This window comes from Paraburkholderia sp. BR10954, from assembly GCF_040965775.1.
In the GTDB taxonomy this organism is placed as follows: Bacteria; Pseudomonadota; Gammaproteobacteria; order Burkholderiales; family Burkholderiaceae; genus Paraburkholderia; species Paraburkholderia youngii.
In genome coordinates this window covers 31986-48565 of sequence record NZ_JBFRCK010000040.1, presented here as the reverse complement: position 1 = coordinate 48565, position 16580 = coordinate 31986, and the positions used below count along the sequence as shown (strand labels likewise).

13 protein-coding genes are annotated in these 16580 nt (G+C 64.2%); 12 read left to right on the top strand and 1 reads right to left on the bottom strand.

The window, feature by feature from the left end; genetic code table 11:
• The first annotated feature begins 15 nt into the window (after positions 1-15).
• From mraY to lpxC, 11 genes are all read left to right on the top strand, one after another.
• The gene (gene mraY / locus AB4Y34_RS35295) at positions 16-1185 is read left to right on the top strand and encodes a phospho-N-acetylmuramoyl-pentapeptide-transferase (protein ID WP_176104980.1); all 1170 of its coding nucleotides are present in this window, start codon (positions 16-18) and stop codon (positions 1183-1185) included.
• 25 nt (positions 1186-1210) lie between these two features.
• Positions 1211-2722 (top strand): UDP-N-acetylmuramoyl-L-alanine--D-glutamate ligase, encoded by a 1512-nt coding sequence (murD, locus tag AB4Y34_RS35290; RefSeq protein WP_176380951.1) that lies wholly within the window; start codon positions 1211-1213, stop codon positions 2720-2722.
• Positions 2719-3996 (top strand): putative lipid II flippase FtsW, encoded by a 1278-nt coding sequence (gene ftsW / locus AB4Y34_RS35285; protein WP_176104982.1) that lies wholly within the window; start codon positions 2719-2721, stop codon positions 3994-3996. The genes murD and ftsW overlap by 4 nt, the downstream gene beginning before the upstream one ends.
• Positions 3993-5117: an undecaprenyldiphospho-muramoylpentapeptide beta-N-acetylglucosaminyltransferase gene (gene murG / locus AB4Y34_RS35280; RefSeq protein ID WP_176380949.1), complete on the top strand. Its 1125-nt coding sequence runs from the start codon at positions 3993-3995 to the stop codon at positions 5115-5117. Before ftsW ends, murG begins: the two co-directional genes overlap by 4 nt.
• Positions 5114-6517: a UDP-N-acetylmuramate--L-alanine ligase gene (gene murC, locus AB4Y34_RS35275; protein WP_176104984.1), complete on the top strand. Its 1404-nt coding sequence runs from the start codon at positions 5114-5116 to the stop codon at positions 6515-6517. The genes murG and murC overlap by 4 nt, the downstream gene beginning before the upstream one ends.
• 1 nt (position 6518) lies before the next feature.
• On the top strand, positions 6519-7472 hold the full coding sequence (locus AB4Y34_RS35270) for a D-alanine--D-alanine ligase (protein WP_368718651.1): 954 nt from the start codon (positions 6519-6521) through the stop codon (positions 7470-7472).
• 23 nt (positions 7473-7495) lie between these two features.
• Positions 7496-8248 (top strand): cell division protein FtsQ/DivIB, encoded by a 753-nt coding sequence (locus AB4Y34_RS35265; protein WP_176380947.1) that lies wholly within the window; start codon positions 7496-7498, stop codon positions 8246-8248.
• 27 nt (positions 8249-8275) lie between these two features.
• Positions 8276-9508, top strand: a complete 1233-nt coding sequence (gene ftsA / locus AB4Y34_RS35260; RefSeq protein WP_008921172.1) for a cell division protein FtsA — start codon at positions 8276-8278, stop codon at positions 9506-9508.
• 116 nt (positions 9509-9624) lie between these two features.
• Positions 9625-10827, top strand: a complete 1203-nt coding sequence (gene ftsZ, locus AB4Y34_RS35255; protein WP_013090606.1) for a cell division protein FtsZ — start codon at positions 9625-9627, stop codon at positions 10825-10827.
• Positions 10828-11091: 264 nt separating this feature from the next.
• On the top strand, positions 11092-11595 hold the full coding sequence (locus tag AB4Y34_RS35250) for a peroxiredoxin (protein ID WP_368718650.1): 504 nt from the start codon (positions 11092-11094) through the stop codon (positions 11593-11595).
• A gap of 287 nt (positions 11596-11882) precedes the next feature.
• On the top strand, positions 11883-12800 hold the full coding sequence (gene lpxC, locus AB4Y34_RS35245; protein ID WP_176104988.1) for a UDP-3-O-acyl-N-acetylglucosamine deacetylase: 918 nt from the start codon (positions 11883-11885) through the stop codon (positions 12798-12800).
• Positions 12801-12862: 62 nt separating this feature from the next.
• On the opposite strand, the gene AB4Y34_RS35240 is transcribed toward lpxC, so the two are convergent.
• Complete coding sequence (locus AB4Y34_RS35240; RefSeq protein WP_176104989.1) at positions 12863-13345, bottom strand: DciA family protein; 483 nt, start codon at positions 13343-13345, stop codon at positions 12863-12865.
• 284 nt (positions 13346-13629) lie between these two features.
• Between AB4Y34_RS35240 and secA the strand changes: the two genes are divergently transcribed.
• Positions 13630-16446, top strand: coding sequence for a preprotein translocase subunit SecA (gene secA / locus AB4Y34_RS35235; protein ID WP_368718649.1), 2817 nt, complete (start codon positions 13630-13632; stop codon positions 16444-16446).
• Positions 16447-16580: the final 134 nt, after the last annotated feature.

Genomic DNA, 16580 nt, shown 5'->3' with positions numbered 1-16580 from the left:
AAGAAGGATCCAGGCATGCTACTGGCGCTGGCGCAATGGCTGCAGAATGACGCAAGCTTCTTGCGCGTGTTCAGTTATCTGACGTTTCGCGCGGTGATGGCGACCATCACCGCGTTGTTGATCGGGCTCGTCTGCGGCCCGGCGGTCATTCGCAAGCTGACCGCGATGAAGGTCGGCCAGGCCGTTCGCAAGGACGGCCCGCAAACTCATCTCGTCAAATCGGGCACCCCGACGATGGGCGGCGTGCTGATCCTGCTCGGCATCGGCGTGGCCACGCTGCTGTGGGCCGATCTGACCAACCGCTTCATCTGGATCGTGATGCTCGTCACGTTCGGCTTCGGCGTGATCGGCTGGGTCGACGATTACCGCAAGGTCGTCTACAAGGACCCGCGCGGCATGTCATCGCGCGAGAAGTATTTCTGGCAATCGGTGATCGGCCTGTTCGCGGCGGTGTATCTCGCATTCAGCGTGTCCGAGGCGAGCAACGTGCGCGTGTTCGACCTGTTCATGGCGTGGGTGCGCAGTGGCCTGTCGATGGGCCTGCCCGCGCGCGCCGACCTGTTGCTGCCGTTCTTCAAGTCGATCACTTATCCGCTCGGCGTGTGGGGCTTCATCGTGTTGACGTATCTGGTGATCGTCGGCGCGAGCAACGCGGTGAATCTCACCGACGGCCTCGACGGCCTCGTGATCATGCCGGTCGTGCTGGTCGGCGGGTCGCTCGGCGTATTCGCGTACGTGATGGGCAGCTCGGTCTACTCGAAATACCTGCTGTTTCCGCACATTCCCGGCGCGGGCGAATTGCTGATCTTCTGTTCGGCGATGGGTGGCGCGGGGCTTGCGTTCCTGTGGTTCAACACGCACCCGGCGCAGATGTTCATGGGCGACGTCGGCGCGCTCGCACTCGGCGGCGCGCTCGGCACGGTCGCGGTGATCGTGCGTCAGGAAATCGTGCTGTTCATCATGGGCGGCATTTTCGTTGCGGAAACGCTGTCGGTGATGCTGCAGGTCACGTGGTTCAAATACACGAAGCGCCGTTACGGCGAAGGGCGGCGGTTCTTCAAGATGGCGCCGCTGCATCATCATTTCGAATTGTCGGGCTGGAAGGAAACACAGGTAGTCGTGCGGTTCTGGATCATCACGTTGATGTTGTGCCTATTCGGTTTGTCCACTCTCAAATTGCGTTAAGCAGCAGTATTTAAGGAAGCAGGCGATGTTCGGCGAGAAGTTTCGGGATCGGCAAAAGCCGATGGTGCTCGTGCTGGGACTGGGTGAATCCGGTCTCGCGATGGCGCGCTGGTGCGCCAGGCACGGCTGTCGGCTGCGCGTGGCAGATACGCGCGAAGTGCCGCCGAACCTGTCCGCGCTCGAAGCGCATGGTGTCGATGCCGATTTCGTCGGCGGTCCGTTTTCGCCGGTGCTGCTCGAAGGTGTCGAACTGGTCGCGATCAGCCCGGGGCTGTCGCCGCTCGCCGCCGATCTGCTGCCGCTGATCACGGCGGCGCGCGAGCGGGGCATTCCGGTGTGGGGCGAGCTCGAACTGTTCTCGCAGGCGCTGCGCACGCTCGGCGAATCCGGCTACGCGCCGAAGGTGATCGCGATCACCGGCACGAACGGCAAGACCACGACCACGAGCCTGACCGGCCTGCTGTGCGAACGCGCGGGCAAGAAGGTCGCGGTGGCGGGCAACATCAGCCCGTCGCTGCTCGACAAGCTGTCCGAAGCGATCGATCAGACCGCGCTGCCCGACGTGTGGGTGCTCGAACTGTCGAGCTTCCAGCTGGAGACCTCGCATACCTTTACGCCGGACGCGGCGGTCGTGCTGAACATCACGCAGGATCATCTGGACTGGCACGGTGGACTCGATGCGTACGCGGCCGCGAAGGGCCGCATCTTCGGTACACGAACGGTGCGCGTGCTGAATCGCGACGACGCCCGTGTGATGTCGCTTGCGCCCACCAGCGGCGAGGCGGAGGTCGTCACGTTCGGCGTGACCGAGCCGAAGAACGACGGTGACTACGGCCTGTTGCGCGAGAACGGCATGGTGTGGCTCGTCGAAGCACAAGATCGTGATGCGACCGACGAATCCACGCCGAAGCGCCGTCGCAAGAACGAAGCAGCCGCAACGCCCGACATCGCGCTGAAGCGTCTGATGCCCGCCGACGCGCTGCGCATCCGCGGCCTGCACAACGCCGCCAACGCATTAGCCGCGTACGCGCTCGCGCGTGCGATCGGTCTGCCCGGCGCGCCGCTGCTGCACGGCCTGCGCGAATACCGCGGCGAACCGCATCGCGTGGAACTGATCGCGTCGATCGACGGCATCGACTACGTGGACGACAGCAAGGGCACCAACGTCGGCGCGACGGTCGCCGCGCTCGATGGTCTCGCGCAACGCGTCGTGCTGATCGCGGGCGGCGACGGCAAGGGCCAGGAATTCGAGCCGCTCGCCGCGCCGGTGATGCGTTGGTGCCGCGCGGTGATGCTGATCGGCCGTGACGCGCCGCAGATTCGCGCGGCGCTCGAACATTGCGGCGTCGCGATGACCGATCACGCGACGCTCGAAGAAGCGACGCGCGCGGCCGCCGCCATCGCGCAGCCCGGCGACGCGGTGCTGTTGTCGCCCGCGTGCGCGAGCTTCGACATGTTCAAGGGATATGCACATCGTGCGGCGGTATTCCGCAGCACGGTCGAAGATATCGCGGCCGAACGGGGGACGATGATATGAGCTGGTCGGAACGTTTCGGCTCGCGTGAAGCCACCGGCGGCAACGGCGCCGCCGCAGGTACGTCTACCCGCACGACCACCCGCACGGGCGGCAGCGGTCTCGCGAGCGCGGTCAACGGCGTGCGGCCGCTGCGCTCGCGCATGCTCGACTACGACCACTCGCTGCTGTGGGTCGTCGTCGCGCTGCTCGGACTCGGCATCGTGATGGTGTACTCGGCGTCGATCGCGATGCCCGATTCGCCGAAGTACGCGTCGTACCGCGACTGGGCGTTCCTCGTGCGCCAGATCGTCTTCGTGCTCATGGGCTCGGCGGTCGGCATCGTATCGTTCCGCATTCCGATTTCGACGTGGGACAAGTACGCGCCGAAGCTCTTCCTGATCTCGCTCGTCGCGCTCGTGATCGTGTTGATCCCGCACGTCGGCAAGGGCGTGAACGGTGCGCGCCGCTGGATTCCGCTCGGCATCACGAACATGCAGCCGTCGGAAATCATGAAGCTCGCGGTGACGATCTACGCGGCGAACTACACGGTACGCAAGCAGGAATACATGCACAGCTTCGCCAAGGGCTTTCTGCCGATGGCGGTCGCGGTCGGCCTGGTCGGCGCGCTGCTGCTGCTCGAGCCGGACATGGGCGCGTTCATGGTGATCGCGGCGATCGCGATGGGCGTGCTGTTCCTCGGCGGCGTGAACGGCAAGCTGTTCGGCGGCCTCGTCGCGACCGCGGTGGGCACTTTCACGTTGCTGGTGTGGGCGTCGCCTTGGCGTCGTGAGCGGATCTTCGCGTACCTCGATCCGTGGGACGATCGCTACGCGCAGGGCAAGGCGTATCAGCTGACGCACTCGCTGATCGCGTTCGGGCGTGGCGAGTGGTTTGGCGTCGGTCTCGGCGGCAGCGTCGAGAAGCTCAACTATCTGCCCGAAGCGCATACCGACTTCATTCTCGCGGTGATCGGCGAGGAACTGGGTTTCGTCGGCGTGCTCGTCGTGATCCTGATGTTCTACTGGATCGTGCGCCGCTCGTTCGAGATCGGCCGCCAGGCGCTCGCGCTCGATCGCACGTTCGCGGGGCTGGTCGCGAAGGGCGTCGGCATCTGGTTCGGCGCGCAGACCTTCATCAACATGGGTGTGAACCTCGGTCTTTTGCCGACCAAAGGCCTCACGTTGCCGCTCGTCAGCTACGGCGGGTCGGGCATCTTGCTGAACTGTGTCGCGATCGCCGTGCTGATGCGAGTGGATTACGAGAATCGTGTGTTGATGCGCGGGGGCAAGGTATGACGGCTCTGCCACAACGCACGCTGATGGTGATGGCCGGCGGCACCGGGGGACACGTGTTCCCGGGGCTCGCGGTCGCGCATCTGATGCAGGCATGGGGCTGGAAAGTCGTATGGCTCGGCAACCCCGCGGGCATGGAAGCGACGCTGGTACCGAAGCACGGCATTCCGATGGAGTACGTGCGCTTCGGCGGCGTGCGGGGCAAAGGGCTGAAGACCAAGCTGATGCTGCCGGTCAACCTGCTGCGCGCGTGCACGCAGAGCCTGAGTGTGCTGCGTCGCGTGAAGCCCGACGTCGTGCTCGGCATGGGCGGCTACATCACGTTCCCGGCCGGGCTGATGACCGCGCTGAGCGGGTGCCCGCTCGTGCTGCACGAACAGAATTCGATCGCCGGTCTCGCGAACAAGGTGCTCGCGAAGCTCGCGAAACGCGTTCTGGTCGCGTTTCCGAATGCGCTGCCGCACGGCGAATGGACCGGCAATCCGATTCGTGAGGAACTTGCGCGCGCGAATGCACCCAAAGCACGCTACGCGCAGCGTAACGGTCCGTTGAACGTGCTCGTCGTGGGTGGCAGTCTCGGCGCCGCCGCGTTGAACGAAGTCGTGCCGCGTGCGGTCGCGCTGTTAGCGCCCAATGAAAGACCGCGCATCGTTCATCAGGCGGGCGCGAAGCATATCGACGCGCTGCGCGAGAACTATGCGGCCGCAGGCTTGCAGGCAGGCGCGGACGTGTCGCTCGTGCCGTTCATCGACGACATGACGAGCGCCTATGCGCAGGCCGATCTGGTGATCTGCCGCTCGGGCGCGATGACGGTGTCGGAGATATCGGCGGTCGGCGTCGCGGCGCTGTTCGTGCCGTTCCCGTACGCGGTCGACGATCACCAGACCACTAATGCAGCGTTTCTCGCCGACAACGGCGCGGCGCTGGTCGTGCAACAACGGGACCTGTCGGCGGAAAAGCTCGCCGACTGGTTGCGCAGCCAGACGCGGGAAAGTCTCGCGGAAATGGCGGAGCGTTCGCGCTCGCTCGCGAAACCGGATGCCACCGAACAGGTCGCGCAGATCTGCGCGACGGTGGCGGGCGCGGCTTCGATGGCGGGCGTGAGCCCAGAAGGAAAGCAATGAAACACATCGTCAAACACATTCATTTCGTCGGTATCGGCGGCGTCGGCATGAGCGGCATCGCCGAAGTGCTCGTCAATCTCGGCTATCAGGTGAGCGGCTCGGACCTGTCGGGCAACGCGGTCACCGAGCGCCTCGCCGGGCTCGGCGCGCGCATTTCGATCGGGCACGCGGCGGAGAACATCGAAGGCGCGAACGCGGTGGTGGTGTCGACCGCGGTGCGCAGCGACAACCCGGAAGTGCTGGCCGCGCGTCATCGCCGCATTCCGATCGTGCCGCGCGCGGTGATGCTCGCGGAACTGATGCGTCTGAAGCAGGGTATCGCGATCGCCGGCACGCACGGCAAGACCACGACCACGTCGCTGGTCGCGAGCGTGCTCGCCGCGGGCGGGCTCGATCCGACCTTCGTGATCGGCGGCCGGCTGATCAGTGCAGGCGCGAATGCGCGTCTGGGCACCGGCGACTTCATCGTCGCCGAGGCGGACGAATCGGACGCGTCGTTCCTGAACCTGTTCCCGGTGATCGAAGTCATCACGAACATCGACGCCGATCATATGGATACCTATGGTCACGACTTCGCGCGTCTGAAGCAGGCGTTCATCGAATTCACGCACCGTCTGCCGTTCTATGGCATCGCGGTGCTGTGCGTCGACGATCCGAACGTGAAGGAGATCCTGCCGTTCGTGTCGAAGCCGATCATCCGCTACGGTTTCGCTGCCGAGGCGCAGGTGCGCGCGGTCAACGTCGAAGCGCGCGAAGGCCGCATGCATTTCACCGTGATGCGCGAAGACGCGGCGCCGCTCGACGTCACGTTGAACCTGCCGGGCGAGCACAACGTGCAGAACGCGTTGGCCGCAATTGCAATTGCGACTGAACTTGAAGTGAAAGATGCCGATATCCAGCGAGCGCTCGCGGATTTCAACGGCGTCGGCCGGCGTTTCCAACGTTACGGCGAAGTGCCGGTCGTCAGTGACGGTGAGGCCGCGGGCTCCTACACGCTGGTGGACGACTACGGTCACCACCCGGTCGAAATGGCCGCCACGGTGGCGGCGGCGCGCGGCGCATTTCCGGGCCGGCGCCTGGTGCTGGCGTTCCAGCCACACCGCTTCACGCGTACGCGTGATTGCTTCGAGGATTTCGTGAAAGTGCTGTCGACCGTCGACGCGCTCGTGCTGACCGAAGTCTATGCGGCCGGCGAAGCGCCGATCGTCGCCGCGGACGGCCGCGCATTGGCGCGCGCGCTGCGTGTCGCGGGCAAGGTCGAGCCGGTGTTCGTCGATACGGTCGATGAAGTGCCGGACGCGCTCTCTACAGTGGTGCGCGACGGTGATGTGGTGATTACGATGGGCGCGGGTTCGATCGGCGGTGTGCCGGGTCGCCTCGCTCAGGAACTGAAGGTGTGAGATGAGCAGTATTAATCAGGATCAACTCGCCAAACAATTCGGCAAGGTGGCCGTGCTGCTCGGTGGTAATTCCGCCGAGCGCGAAGTGTCGCTCAATTCCGGACGCCTCGTGTTGCAAGGTCTGCGCGACGCCGGCGTCGACGCGCATCCGTTCGATCCGGCCGAGCGTCCGTTGTCGGCATTGAAGGAAGAAGGCTTCGTGCGCGCGTTCAACGCGCTGCATGGCGGCTACGGCGAAAACGGGCAGATCCAGGGCGCGCTCGATTTTTACGGCATCCGCTACACCGGTAGCGGCGTGCTCGGCTCCGCGCTCGGTCTCGACAAGTTCCGCACCAAGCTCGTGTGGCAGCAGCTCGGCATTCCGACGCCGCCGTTCGAAGCGGTGCTGCGCGGTGACGACTACGAAGCGCGCGCGAAAGAAATCGTCGCGAAGCTCGGTCTGCCGCTGTTCGTGAAGCCGGCGAGCGAAGGTTCGAGCGTCGCCGTGATCAAGGTGAAGAGCGCGGACGCGTTGCCGGCCGCGTTGATCGAAGCGGCGAAGCACGACCGCATCGTCGTGGTCGAGAAGAGCATCGAAGGCGGCGGCGAATACACCGCGTGCATCGCCGGTAATCTGGACCTGCCGGTGATCCGCATCGTGCCGGCCGGCGAGTTCTATGACTACCACGCGAAGTACATCGCCAACGATACGCAGTACCTGATCCCCTGCGGTCTCGGCGCCGAGGAAGAGGCGCGCCTCAAGGTGCTCGCACGCCGCGCGTTCGACGTGCTCGGCTGCACCGACTGGGGCCGCGCGGACTTCATGCTCGATGGCGAAGGCAAGCCGTACTTCCTCGAAGTGAACACGGCGCCTGGCATGACCGATCACTCGCTGCCGCCGAAAGCGGCGCGCGCGGTCGGCATCAGCTATCAGGAACTGGTGGTCGGCGTGTTGGCGCTGACCTTGAAGGATTAACCGAGGCAACCGCAAGCAACACCATGTGGAACAACGTTCGCCAGCTCAATCTCGCCACCAACGCGCTGCACGCGTTGCTGGTGCTCGTGCTGCTGGCGGCGGGCGGTTACTGGCTGATCCAGCGCCCGAATTTCGCGCTGCGCGAAATCCAGATCGACGGCGACACCGAGCACATCAATTCGCCGACGGTGCGCGCCGGCGTGGTGGGGCGCCTGAAGGGCAACTACTTCACGGTCGATCTCGACGCGGCGCGGCAGGCGTTCGAACAGATGCCGTGGGTGCGTCACGCGAGCGTGCGGCGCGTGTGGCCGAATGCACTGGCTGTCACGCTCGAGGAGTACAAGCCGCTAGGGACGTGGGGCAGCGATCAACTGGTGAGCGAGGACGGCGAGCTGTTCACCGCGAACCAGGGCGAGCTCGACGAAGAACTGCCCGCGTTCGACGGCCCGGACGGTACGGCGAAGGAAGTCGTCGCGCGGTATCACGACTTTCAGAAGTGGTTCGCGGCAATCAACGCGACGCCCGAGGGAGTAACGCTGTCGCCGCGCTATGCGTGGACGGTGAAGCTGTCGAACGGCACGCAGGTGGAGCTGGGCCGCGAACGCAATCAGGACACGCTGGCCGATCGCAGCAAACGCCTGACCGCGGCATGGGGCGCGGTGACGCAACGTTGGGGAAAGGATATCGAGAATGCGGACTTGCGCTATCCGAACGGTTTCGCGATTCGTGCCGCTGGCATGCGCTTCATCAGCGAACCCGACAAGGGCAAGAAGTAAACGGACATCACACGCACTGAGCACGCTATGAGTAAAGACTATAAGGATCTGCTGGTCGCCCTCGATATCGGGACGTCGAAGGTAGTGGCCATCGTCGCCGAGTTGAAGGGCGAGGGTCACTACGAGGTGATCGGTCTCGGCCAGAGCGAATCGAAGGGGCTCAAGAAGGGCGTGGTGGTGAATATCGAAGCCACCGTGCAGTCGATTCAGCGCGCGCTCGAGGAAGCCGAGCTGATGGCCGACTGCAAGATCACGAACGTGTTCACCGGGATCGCCGGCAGCCATATCCGCAGCTTCAATTCGAGCGGCATGGTCGCGATCAAGGAGAAGGAAGTCACGCAGGCCGACGTCGCGCGCGTGATCGAAACGGCCAAGGCGATCAACATCCCGACCGATCAGCAGGTGCTGCATATCCTCACGCAGGAATTCATCATCGACGGTCAGGAAGATGTGCGCGAGCCGATCGGCATGAGCGGCATCCGCCTCGAAGTGAAGGTGCATATCGTCACCGGCGCGGTCAGCGCGGCGCAGAACATCGTCAAGTGCGTACGCCGCTGCGGCCTCGAAGTGAACGACCTGATCCTGCAGCCGCTCGCGTCGTCGCTCGCGGTGCTGACGGAAGACGAAAAGGAACTGGGCGTGGTGCTGGTCGACATCGGCGGCGGCACGACGGACATCGCGATCTTCAGCGAAGGCGCGATTCGCCACACCGCCGTGATTCCGATCGCCGGCGATCAGATCACCAGCGACATCGCGATGGCGCTGCGCACGCCGACGCCGGATGCCGAAGACATCAAGGTCGATTACGGCATCGCCAAGCAGGCGCTCGCCGATCCGGACGAGATGATCGAAGTGCCGGGTCTCGGCGAGCGCGGTCCGCGCACGCTGTCGCGCCAGGCGCTGGCGGCCGTGATCGAGCCGCGCGTCGAAGAACTGTTTTCGCTCGTGCAGCAGGTGGTGCGCGAGTCGGGTTACGAAGAACTGCTGAGCTCAGGCGTCGTATTGACGGGCGGCGCGTCGATGATGATCGGCATGGTCGAGCTCGGTGAGGACATTTTCCTGAAGCCGGTGCGCATTGGCGTGCCGGAGTACGCGGGCGGTCTCGCCGACGTCGTGCGCAATCCGCGCTATTCGACGGCGATGGGCCTGCTCGTCGAAGGGCGCTCGCAGCGTATGCGCGGGCGCAAGGTTGCGGTGCAGTCGGGGTCGATGGGACAGGTGTTCTCGCGCATGAAGGACTGGTTCCTCGGCAACTTCTGAGCAAGGGTTTCGAGAAATTCGCGCTGGTGCCGGCGGCCGGTGCGCGACAGGAGGTTGCCCGATCTCCTGCCGGATAACGCCGAGTGGCAGTAACTTTTTATCTTGACGGAGGCAACATGGAATTCCAGATGCTGGAAACCGAAACGAGCGGCACCATCATCAAGGTCGTCGGAGTCGGTGGCGCTGGCGGCAATGCCGTTCAGCACATGATCAACAAAGGCGTGCAAGGCGTCGACTTCATCGTGATGAACACGGACGCGCAGGCTCTGTCGCGCTCGCGCGCCACCGCGGTGATCCAGCTCGGTAACACGGGTCTGGGCGCAGGTGCCAAGCCGGAAATGGGCCGCGCGGCTGCTGAAGAAGCACGCGAGCGCATCGCCGACGCGCTGCGCGGCGCGCACATGGTGTTCATCACCGCCGGCATGGGGGGCGGCACGGGCACGGGCGCGGCACCGGTCGTGGCGCAGATCGCAAAGGAAATGGGTATTCTGACCGTCGGCGTCGTCAGCAAGCCGTTCGAATTCGAAGGCGGCAAGCGTATGCGCGTGGCGGAAGCCGGTTCGCAACAACTGGAGGATCACGTCGACTCGCTGATCGTCGTGCTGAACGACAAGCTGTTCGAGGTGATGGGCGACGACGCCGAGATGGACAAGTGCTTCCAGTGCGCTGACGACGTTCTGAACAACGCGGTAGCGGGCATTGCGGAAATCATCAACGTCGACGGTCTCGTGAACGTCGACTTCGAAGACGTGAAGACCGTGATGGGCGAGCAGGGCAAGGCGATGATGGGCACGGCGACGGTCGCCGGTGTCGATCGCGCGCGTCTCGCGGCCGAGCAGGCCGTCGCGAGCCCGCTGCTGGAAGGCGTCGATCTGTCGGGCGCGCGTGGCGTGCTGGTCAACATCACGTCGAGCCGTTCGCTGCGTCTGTCGGAAACGCGCGAAGTGATGAACACGATCAAGAGCTATGCCGCGGAAGATGCCACGGTGATCTTCGGCGCCGTGTACGACGATGCGATGGGCGACGCGCTGCGCGTGACGGTCGTGGCAACGGGTCTCGGCCGTGCGGCGAAGAAGCAGCAATCGGCACCGATGACGCTGCTGCGCACCGGCACCGACAACCAGCCGGTCGGCGCGATGGCGCACGCAGCGTACGCACCGGCGGCAGGCCATGCGAGCACGGCCGACTACGGCGCGCTCGACACGCCGGCGGTGTGGCGCACGTCGCGCGACACGGCGGCCTCGCACGTGCAGGCGCTGCAGGAAAAGGGCGTCGATACGTACGACATTCCGGCATTCCTGCGCAAGCAGGCGGACTGAGCGCACGGGCAGGCTTCGTTGCCGCGCTGCGAGTCGCATCGCAGGTGCAGCGCTGGCGGACGAATGCACGAGCGTGGCGGGTGAACGGCAAGCAGGTCGCGTATCGTCTGGTTCGCGGCGGGGGCAACTGCCCTCTGCGGATTCGCGAAGCGGACGGAGTGACTGTCGCCGCACGGTGTGGCTTATAGTTGAAAGGGCCGAACCGATATTCACTGCGACACGATGACGTGCGAGCGTGCTTCGCATCGATGCAAAGGACCGAGCATGATCAAGGAAGGTGAAAAGCTGCCCAACGCGACGCTCTTCGAGTACGTCGAAGACGACCGGGCGGGCTGCACGATCGGACCGAACAGTTTCGACGTGCGCGAGCAGACAGCGGGCAAACGCGTGGTGATCTTCGGATTGCCCGGCGCGTTCACGCCGACCTGTTCGGCCAAACATGTACCGGGCTATGTCGAGCATGCCGAGCAGTTGCGCGCTGCCGGCATCGACGAAATCTGGTGCGTGTCCGTCAACGACGCGTTCGTGATGGGCGCGTGGGGACGCGATCAGCACACCTCGGGCAAGGTGCGCATGATGGCGGACGGTAGTGCGGCTTTTACACGGGCGCTTGGTCTGGAGCAGGATCTGTCGGCGCGCGGCATGGGGATTCGTTCCCTGCGCTACGCGATGGTGGTCGACGACGGCGTGGTCAAGACGCTGAACGTCGAGGCTGCCGGCAAATTCGAAGTCAGCGATGCAGCGAGTATCCTCGCCACGTTGAGCTAGTTGCTGACGTCGCACCTTCGCCGCGGCCCGCGTGCTCATGTCGCGTGGCGCGACGGCAACGGTGATTACGACGCTTTTGTGACAGGCCGTTACGCGGGCCGATGACCGGAAACGCCTCCGTTCCGGGGCATCGGCCCGTCACGCTTTCCGTCGCTAAGCCCAATGGGTAATGCAGCGAAACAGATTGTCACGTTCCCCGCAAAGACGCTGGTCTGGGGATTGGAGTATAATTGCGCCTATGGAATAAAAAATCCTGATTAGGATTTTCAATCGAACAGAAGACCACCATGTTGAAGCAGCGCACAATCAAATCGATCGTCAAGACAGTCGGCATCGGGTTGCACTCCGGCCGTAAAGTCAATCTGACGCTCCGTCCGGCGGGGCCGGACACTGGCATCGTGTTTTCGCGCGTGGATTTGCCCACGCCGGTGGACATTCCTGCGTCGGCGATGGCGATTGGCGATACGCGTCTGGCTTCCGTGTTGCAGAAAGACGGCGCGCGCGTGTCGACCATCGAGCATCTGATGTCCGCCTGCGCCGGTCTTGGCATCGACAACCTTTACGTCGACGTCACCGCCGAAGAAATCCCGATCATGGACGGCAGCGCGGGTTCGTTCGTGTTCCTGATCCAGTCGGCGGGTATCGAAGAGCAGAACGCGCCGAAGAAATTCATCAAGGTCACGAAGCCGGTCGAAATCCGCGACGGCGACAAGTTCGCGCGCCTCGATCCGTATTTCGGCTTCAAGCTCAAGTTCACGATCGACTTCCGTCACCCCGCCGTCGACAAAACCGGTCAGGCGCTGGAAGTGGATTTCGCCAACACGTCGTACGTGCGCGAAATCGCGCGCGCCCGCACGTTCGGCTTCGCGCATGAAGTGGAAATGATGCGTGAACTCGGCCTCGCGCGCGGCGGCAGCATGGACAACGCGATCGTGCTCGACGAGTACCGCATCCTGAACAACGACGGTCTGCGTTACGACGACGAGTTCGTCAAGCACAAGATGCTCGACGCGATCGGCGACCTGTACGTGGTCGGTCACCCGCTGCTCGCGTCGTACACCGCGTACAAGTCGGGCCACGGCCTGAACAACGCGCTGCTGCGTGAGCTGCTCGCGCACGAAGACTCGTACGAAATCGTCACCTTCGAAGACACGCAGAAAGCCCCGCGCGGCTTCGCGTACGAAACGCAGACGGCGTTCGCATAAAGCCAGCGTGACAGGCAGGCAAATGAAAAACGGCCCCTTGGGGCCGTTTTTTTCGTTCAGCGTCAGCGATTGCGCCGATGCCGCGCGGCCATGCGCGCAAGCGCTTCCTGCAACGGCGACGGCTCGAGCGATTCGCTCAACGCCTGCAGCGCGGCGGCGCCGGCCGGCGTCATGCGCGCCTGCTTGACGGGCGGCGGTTCTTTCAGCGGCTGCGGCCGCACGCGAATTTTCAGCGACTGCACGGGCCAGCCGCGCTGCTGCAAATCCACCAGCAGCCGCGGCTCCAGATGCCGCAGACGCGCCGCAAGCGCGTTGTGCGCGGCGAATAGGGCCAGCACGCCCTCCTTGATGAAGCCGGGCTCGACACTCGTCGCCAGATAATCGGGCAAAAGCTCGCGCAGGTCCTTCTCGAGCGCGGCGATCTGCTCGACGCCCGCGCGCAGCGCCGCGAACGCGTCCGTGCGGCCGAGAACCTCGGCGAGCGGTTGCGGGCGGCGCAGATCGAACTGCTTCGGCGGCCTTGAAAAGGACGAAAAACGGCTCATGTTTGGTATTGACACGTGAGCTCGCCCCATGCGCGCTCACGCCGCGATTGTACCGCGCGGGCAGCTTGCGATGCCGGTCAGCGCCGCGCCGAAGGTTGCCCGACAGGGCCGGCCAGAGCCGGTGCCGTCACGGCTCCGACACGAGCGCAGCTGGAGGCGCGTGCTAAAATGCCCGATTCGAATTCACTCTTGGACTAAGCCGCCGAGGACTTTCCGACCCAGGCGCGGTATGCATGTAGCGCACACCGCGAGCCAGCCGAAGCCGCGACGCAGACACCGATCCGATGACCTCCGGTTTTCTACAGAAGATTTTTGGCAGCCGTAATCAGCGGCTTGTCAAGCAATATCAAAAGACCGTCGCGGCGATCAATGCGCTCGAGCCGCAGATCGAGCAATTGACGGATGACCAACTGCGCGCCAAAACGGGTGAATTCCGCCAGCGCGTCGCGAGCGGCGAATCGCTCGACAAGATCCTGCCGGAGGCGTTCGCGGTCTGCCGCGAGGCCAGCAAGCGGGTGCTGAAGATGCGCCACTTCGACGTGCAGCTGATCGGCGGTATGGCGCTGCACTACGGCAAGATCAGCGAAATGCGCACCGGCGAAGGCAAGACGCTCGTCGCGACGCTGCCGGTCTACCTGAACGCGCTGTCGGGCCGCGGCGTCCACGTGGTCACGGTCAACGACTACCTCGCGCAGCGCGACGCCGAATGGATGGCGCGTCTCTATAACTTCCTCGGTCTGTCGGTCGGTATCAACCTGTCGCAGATGGAGCACACGGCGAAGCAGCAAGCGTACGCCGCGGACATCACCTACGGCACCAACAACGAATTCGGCTTCGACTATCTGCGCGACAACATGGTCTACGAGACCGACGCGCGCGTGCAGCGTAGCCTGAACTTCGCGGTCGTCGACGAGGTGGACTCGATCCTGATCGACGAAGCGCGTACGCCGCTGATCATCTCCGGCCAGGCCGAAGATCACACCGAACTCTACGTGCGCATGAACGCGCTGCCGCCGCTGCTCGAGCGCCAGATCGGCGAAGAGAAGGCGGACGGCACCGGCGTCGAGAAGCCGGGCGACTACACGCTGGACGAAAAAGGCCGTCAGGTGTTCCTGACCGAGTCGGGTCACGAAAAGGCGGAGCGGCTGCTCTCCGAGTGGGGTCTGATCGGCGAGGGCGAAAGCCTGTACGCGCCGCAAAACATCACGCTGATGCACCACGTGTACGCGGCGCTGCGCGCGCACACGCTGTTCTTCAAGGACCAGCACTACGTCGTGCAGAACGGCGAAGTGATCATCGTCGACGAATTCACCGGCCGTCTGATGGCCGGCCGCCGCTGGTCGGACGGTCTGCACCAGGCGGTCGAGGCGAAGGAGCATGTGAAGATCCAGAGCGAGAACCAGACACTCGCATCGATCACGTTCCAGAACTACTTCCGCATGTACGCGAAGCTGGCCGGCATGACCGGCACGGCCGACACAGAAGCGTACGAATTCAACGAGATCTACGGTCTCGAAACGGTCGTGATCCCGACCAACCGTCCGCCCAAGCGGATCGACAAGCAGGATCAGATCTACAAGACCGCGAAGGAACGCTACGACGCGGTGATCCGCGACATCCGCGAGTGCTACGAGCGCGGGCAGCCGGTGCTGGTCGGCACGACGTCGATCGAGAACTCGGAGCTGCTGTCGCATCTGCTGAAGCAGGCCGGCTTGCCGCACGAAGTGCTGAACGCGAAGCAGCACGCGCGCGAAGCGGCAATCGTCGCCGAAGCGGGCCGTCCGCAACGCATCACGATCGCAACCAACATGGCCGGCCGTGGCACGGACATCGTGCTCGGCGGCAACGCGGAGAAGCAGGCGTCGTTCATCGAACAGGACGAAACGCTCTCCGACGACGAAAAGCAACGCCGCATCCAGAAGCTTCACGACGAATGGCAGACGCTGCACGATCAGGTGAAGGCCGCGGGCGGTCTGCACATCATCGGCACCGAGCGTCATGAGTCGCGCCGGATCGACAACCAGCTGCGCGGCCGTGCGGGCCGTCAGGGTGACCCGGGTTCGTCGCGTTTCTATCTGTCGCTGGAAGATCCGCTTCTGCGCATTTTCGCGGGCGACCGCGTGCGCGCGATCATGGACCGTCTGAAGATGCCGGAAGGCGAGGCGATCGAAGCAGGCATCGTCTCGCGTTCGATCGAATCGGCGCAACGCAAGGTCGAGGCGCGCAACTTCGATATTCGTAAGCAATTGCTCGAATACGACGACGTGTCGAACGATCAGCGCAAGGTGATCTACCAGCAGCGCAACGAATTGCTCGAAGCGAACGACATCACCGAAACCATCACCGCGATGCGTCACGGTGTGATCAGCGACATCGTGCATCAGTTCGTGCCGGTGGGCAGCATCGAAGAACAGTGGGACGTGCCCGAGCTCGAAGAAGTGCTGCGCAACGAATGGCAGCTCGACCTCGCGATCCAGGAAATGATCAACGAGTCGAACTCGATCAGCCCGGACGAGATTCTCGAAGCGGTTGAAGCCGCCGCGGACGAGGGGTACGAGGCGAAGGTCCAGCTGGTCGGCCGCGAATCGTTCAGCGCGTTCGAGCGCTCGATCATGCTGCAGACGCTCGACCGCGCGTGGCGCGAACATCTGGCCGCGCTCGACCATCTGCGTCAGGGCATCCATCTGCGCGGCTATGCGCAGAAGAACCCGAAGCAGGAATACAAGCGCGAGGCGTTCGAACTGTTCGCCGCGATGCTCGACGCGGTGAAGCTCGAAGTTACGCGCATCGTGATGAACGTGCAGATCCAGTCGCCGGAGCAGCTCGAAGCGGCCGCGGAACAGATGGAAGAGCAGGGCGGTCATCTGGAGAACGTCGAGTTCCGTCATGCCGAGTTCGCAGAAGCCGGCGCCGCCGCGCCGGTTGCAGCCGAAGCGGCCACCGCCGCGATGATCGGCGACGCGATGAGCCACGGGCACGGCGCAGCGCCGCAGGCGGCCGTGCATATGCATACCGATAACGTGCCGAAGGTCGGCCGCAACGACCCGTGCCCGTGCGGTAGCGGCAAGAAGTACAAGCAGTGCCACGGCAAGATCGCATAATTGCCGACGCGGCGCGCTTCAGGGCGCGCCGCGTCGTTTTTGAGTGCCGCTTGGCCGTTTTGATTTCGCGGGTGACCCGGCAACACGCCCGGGTCATCAGTTCCGTTTCCCCGATGCCGGCGTCCGCCGGCATT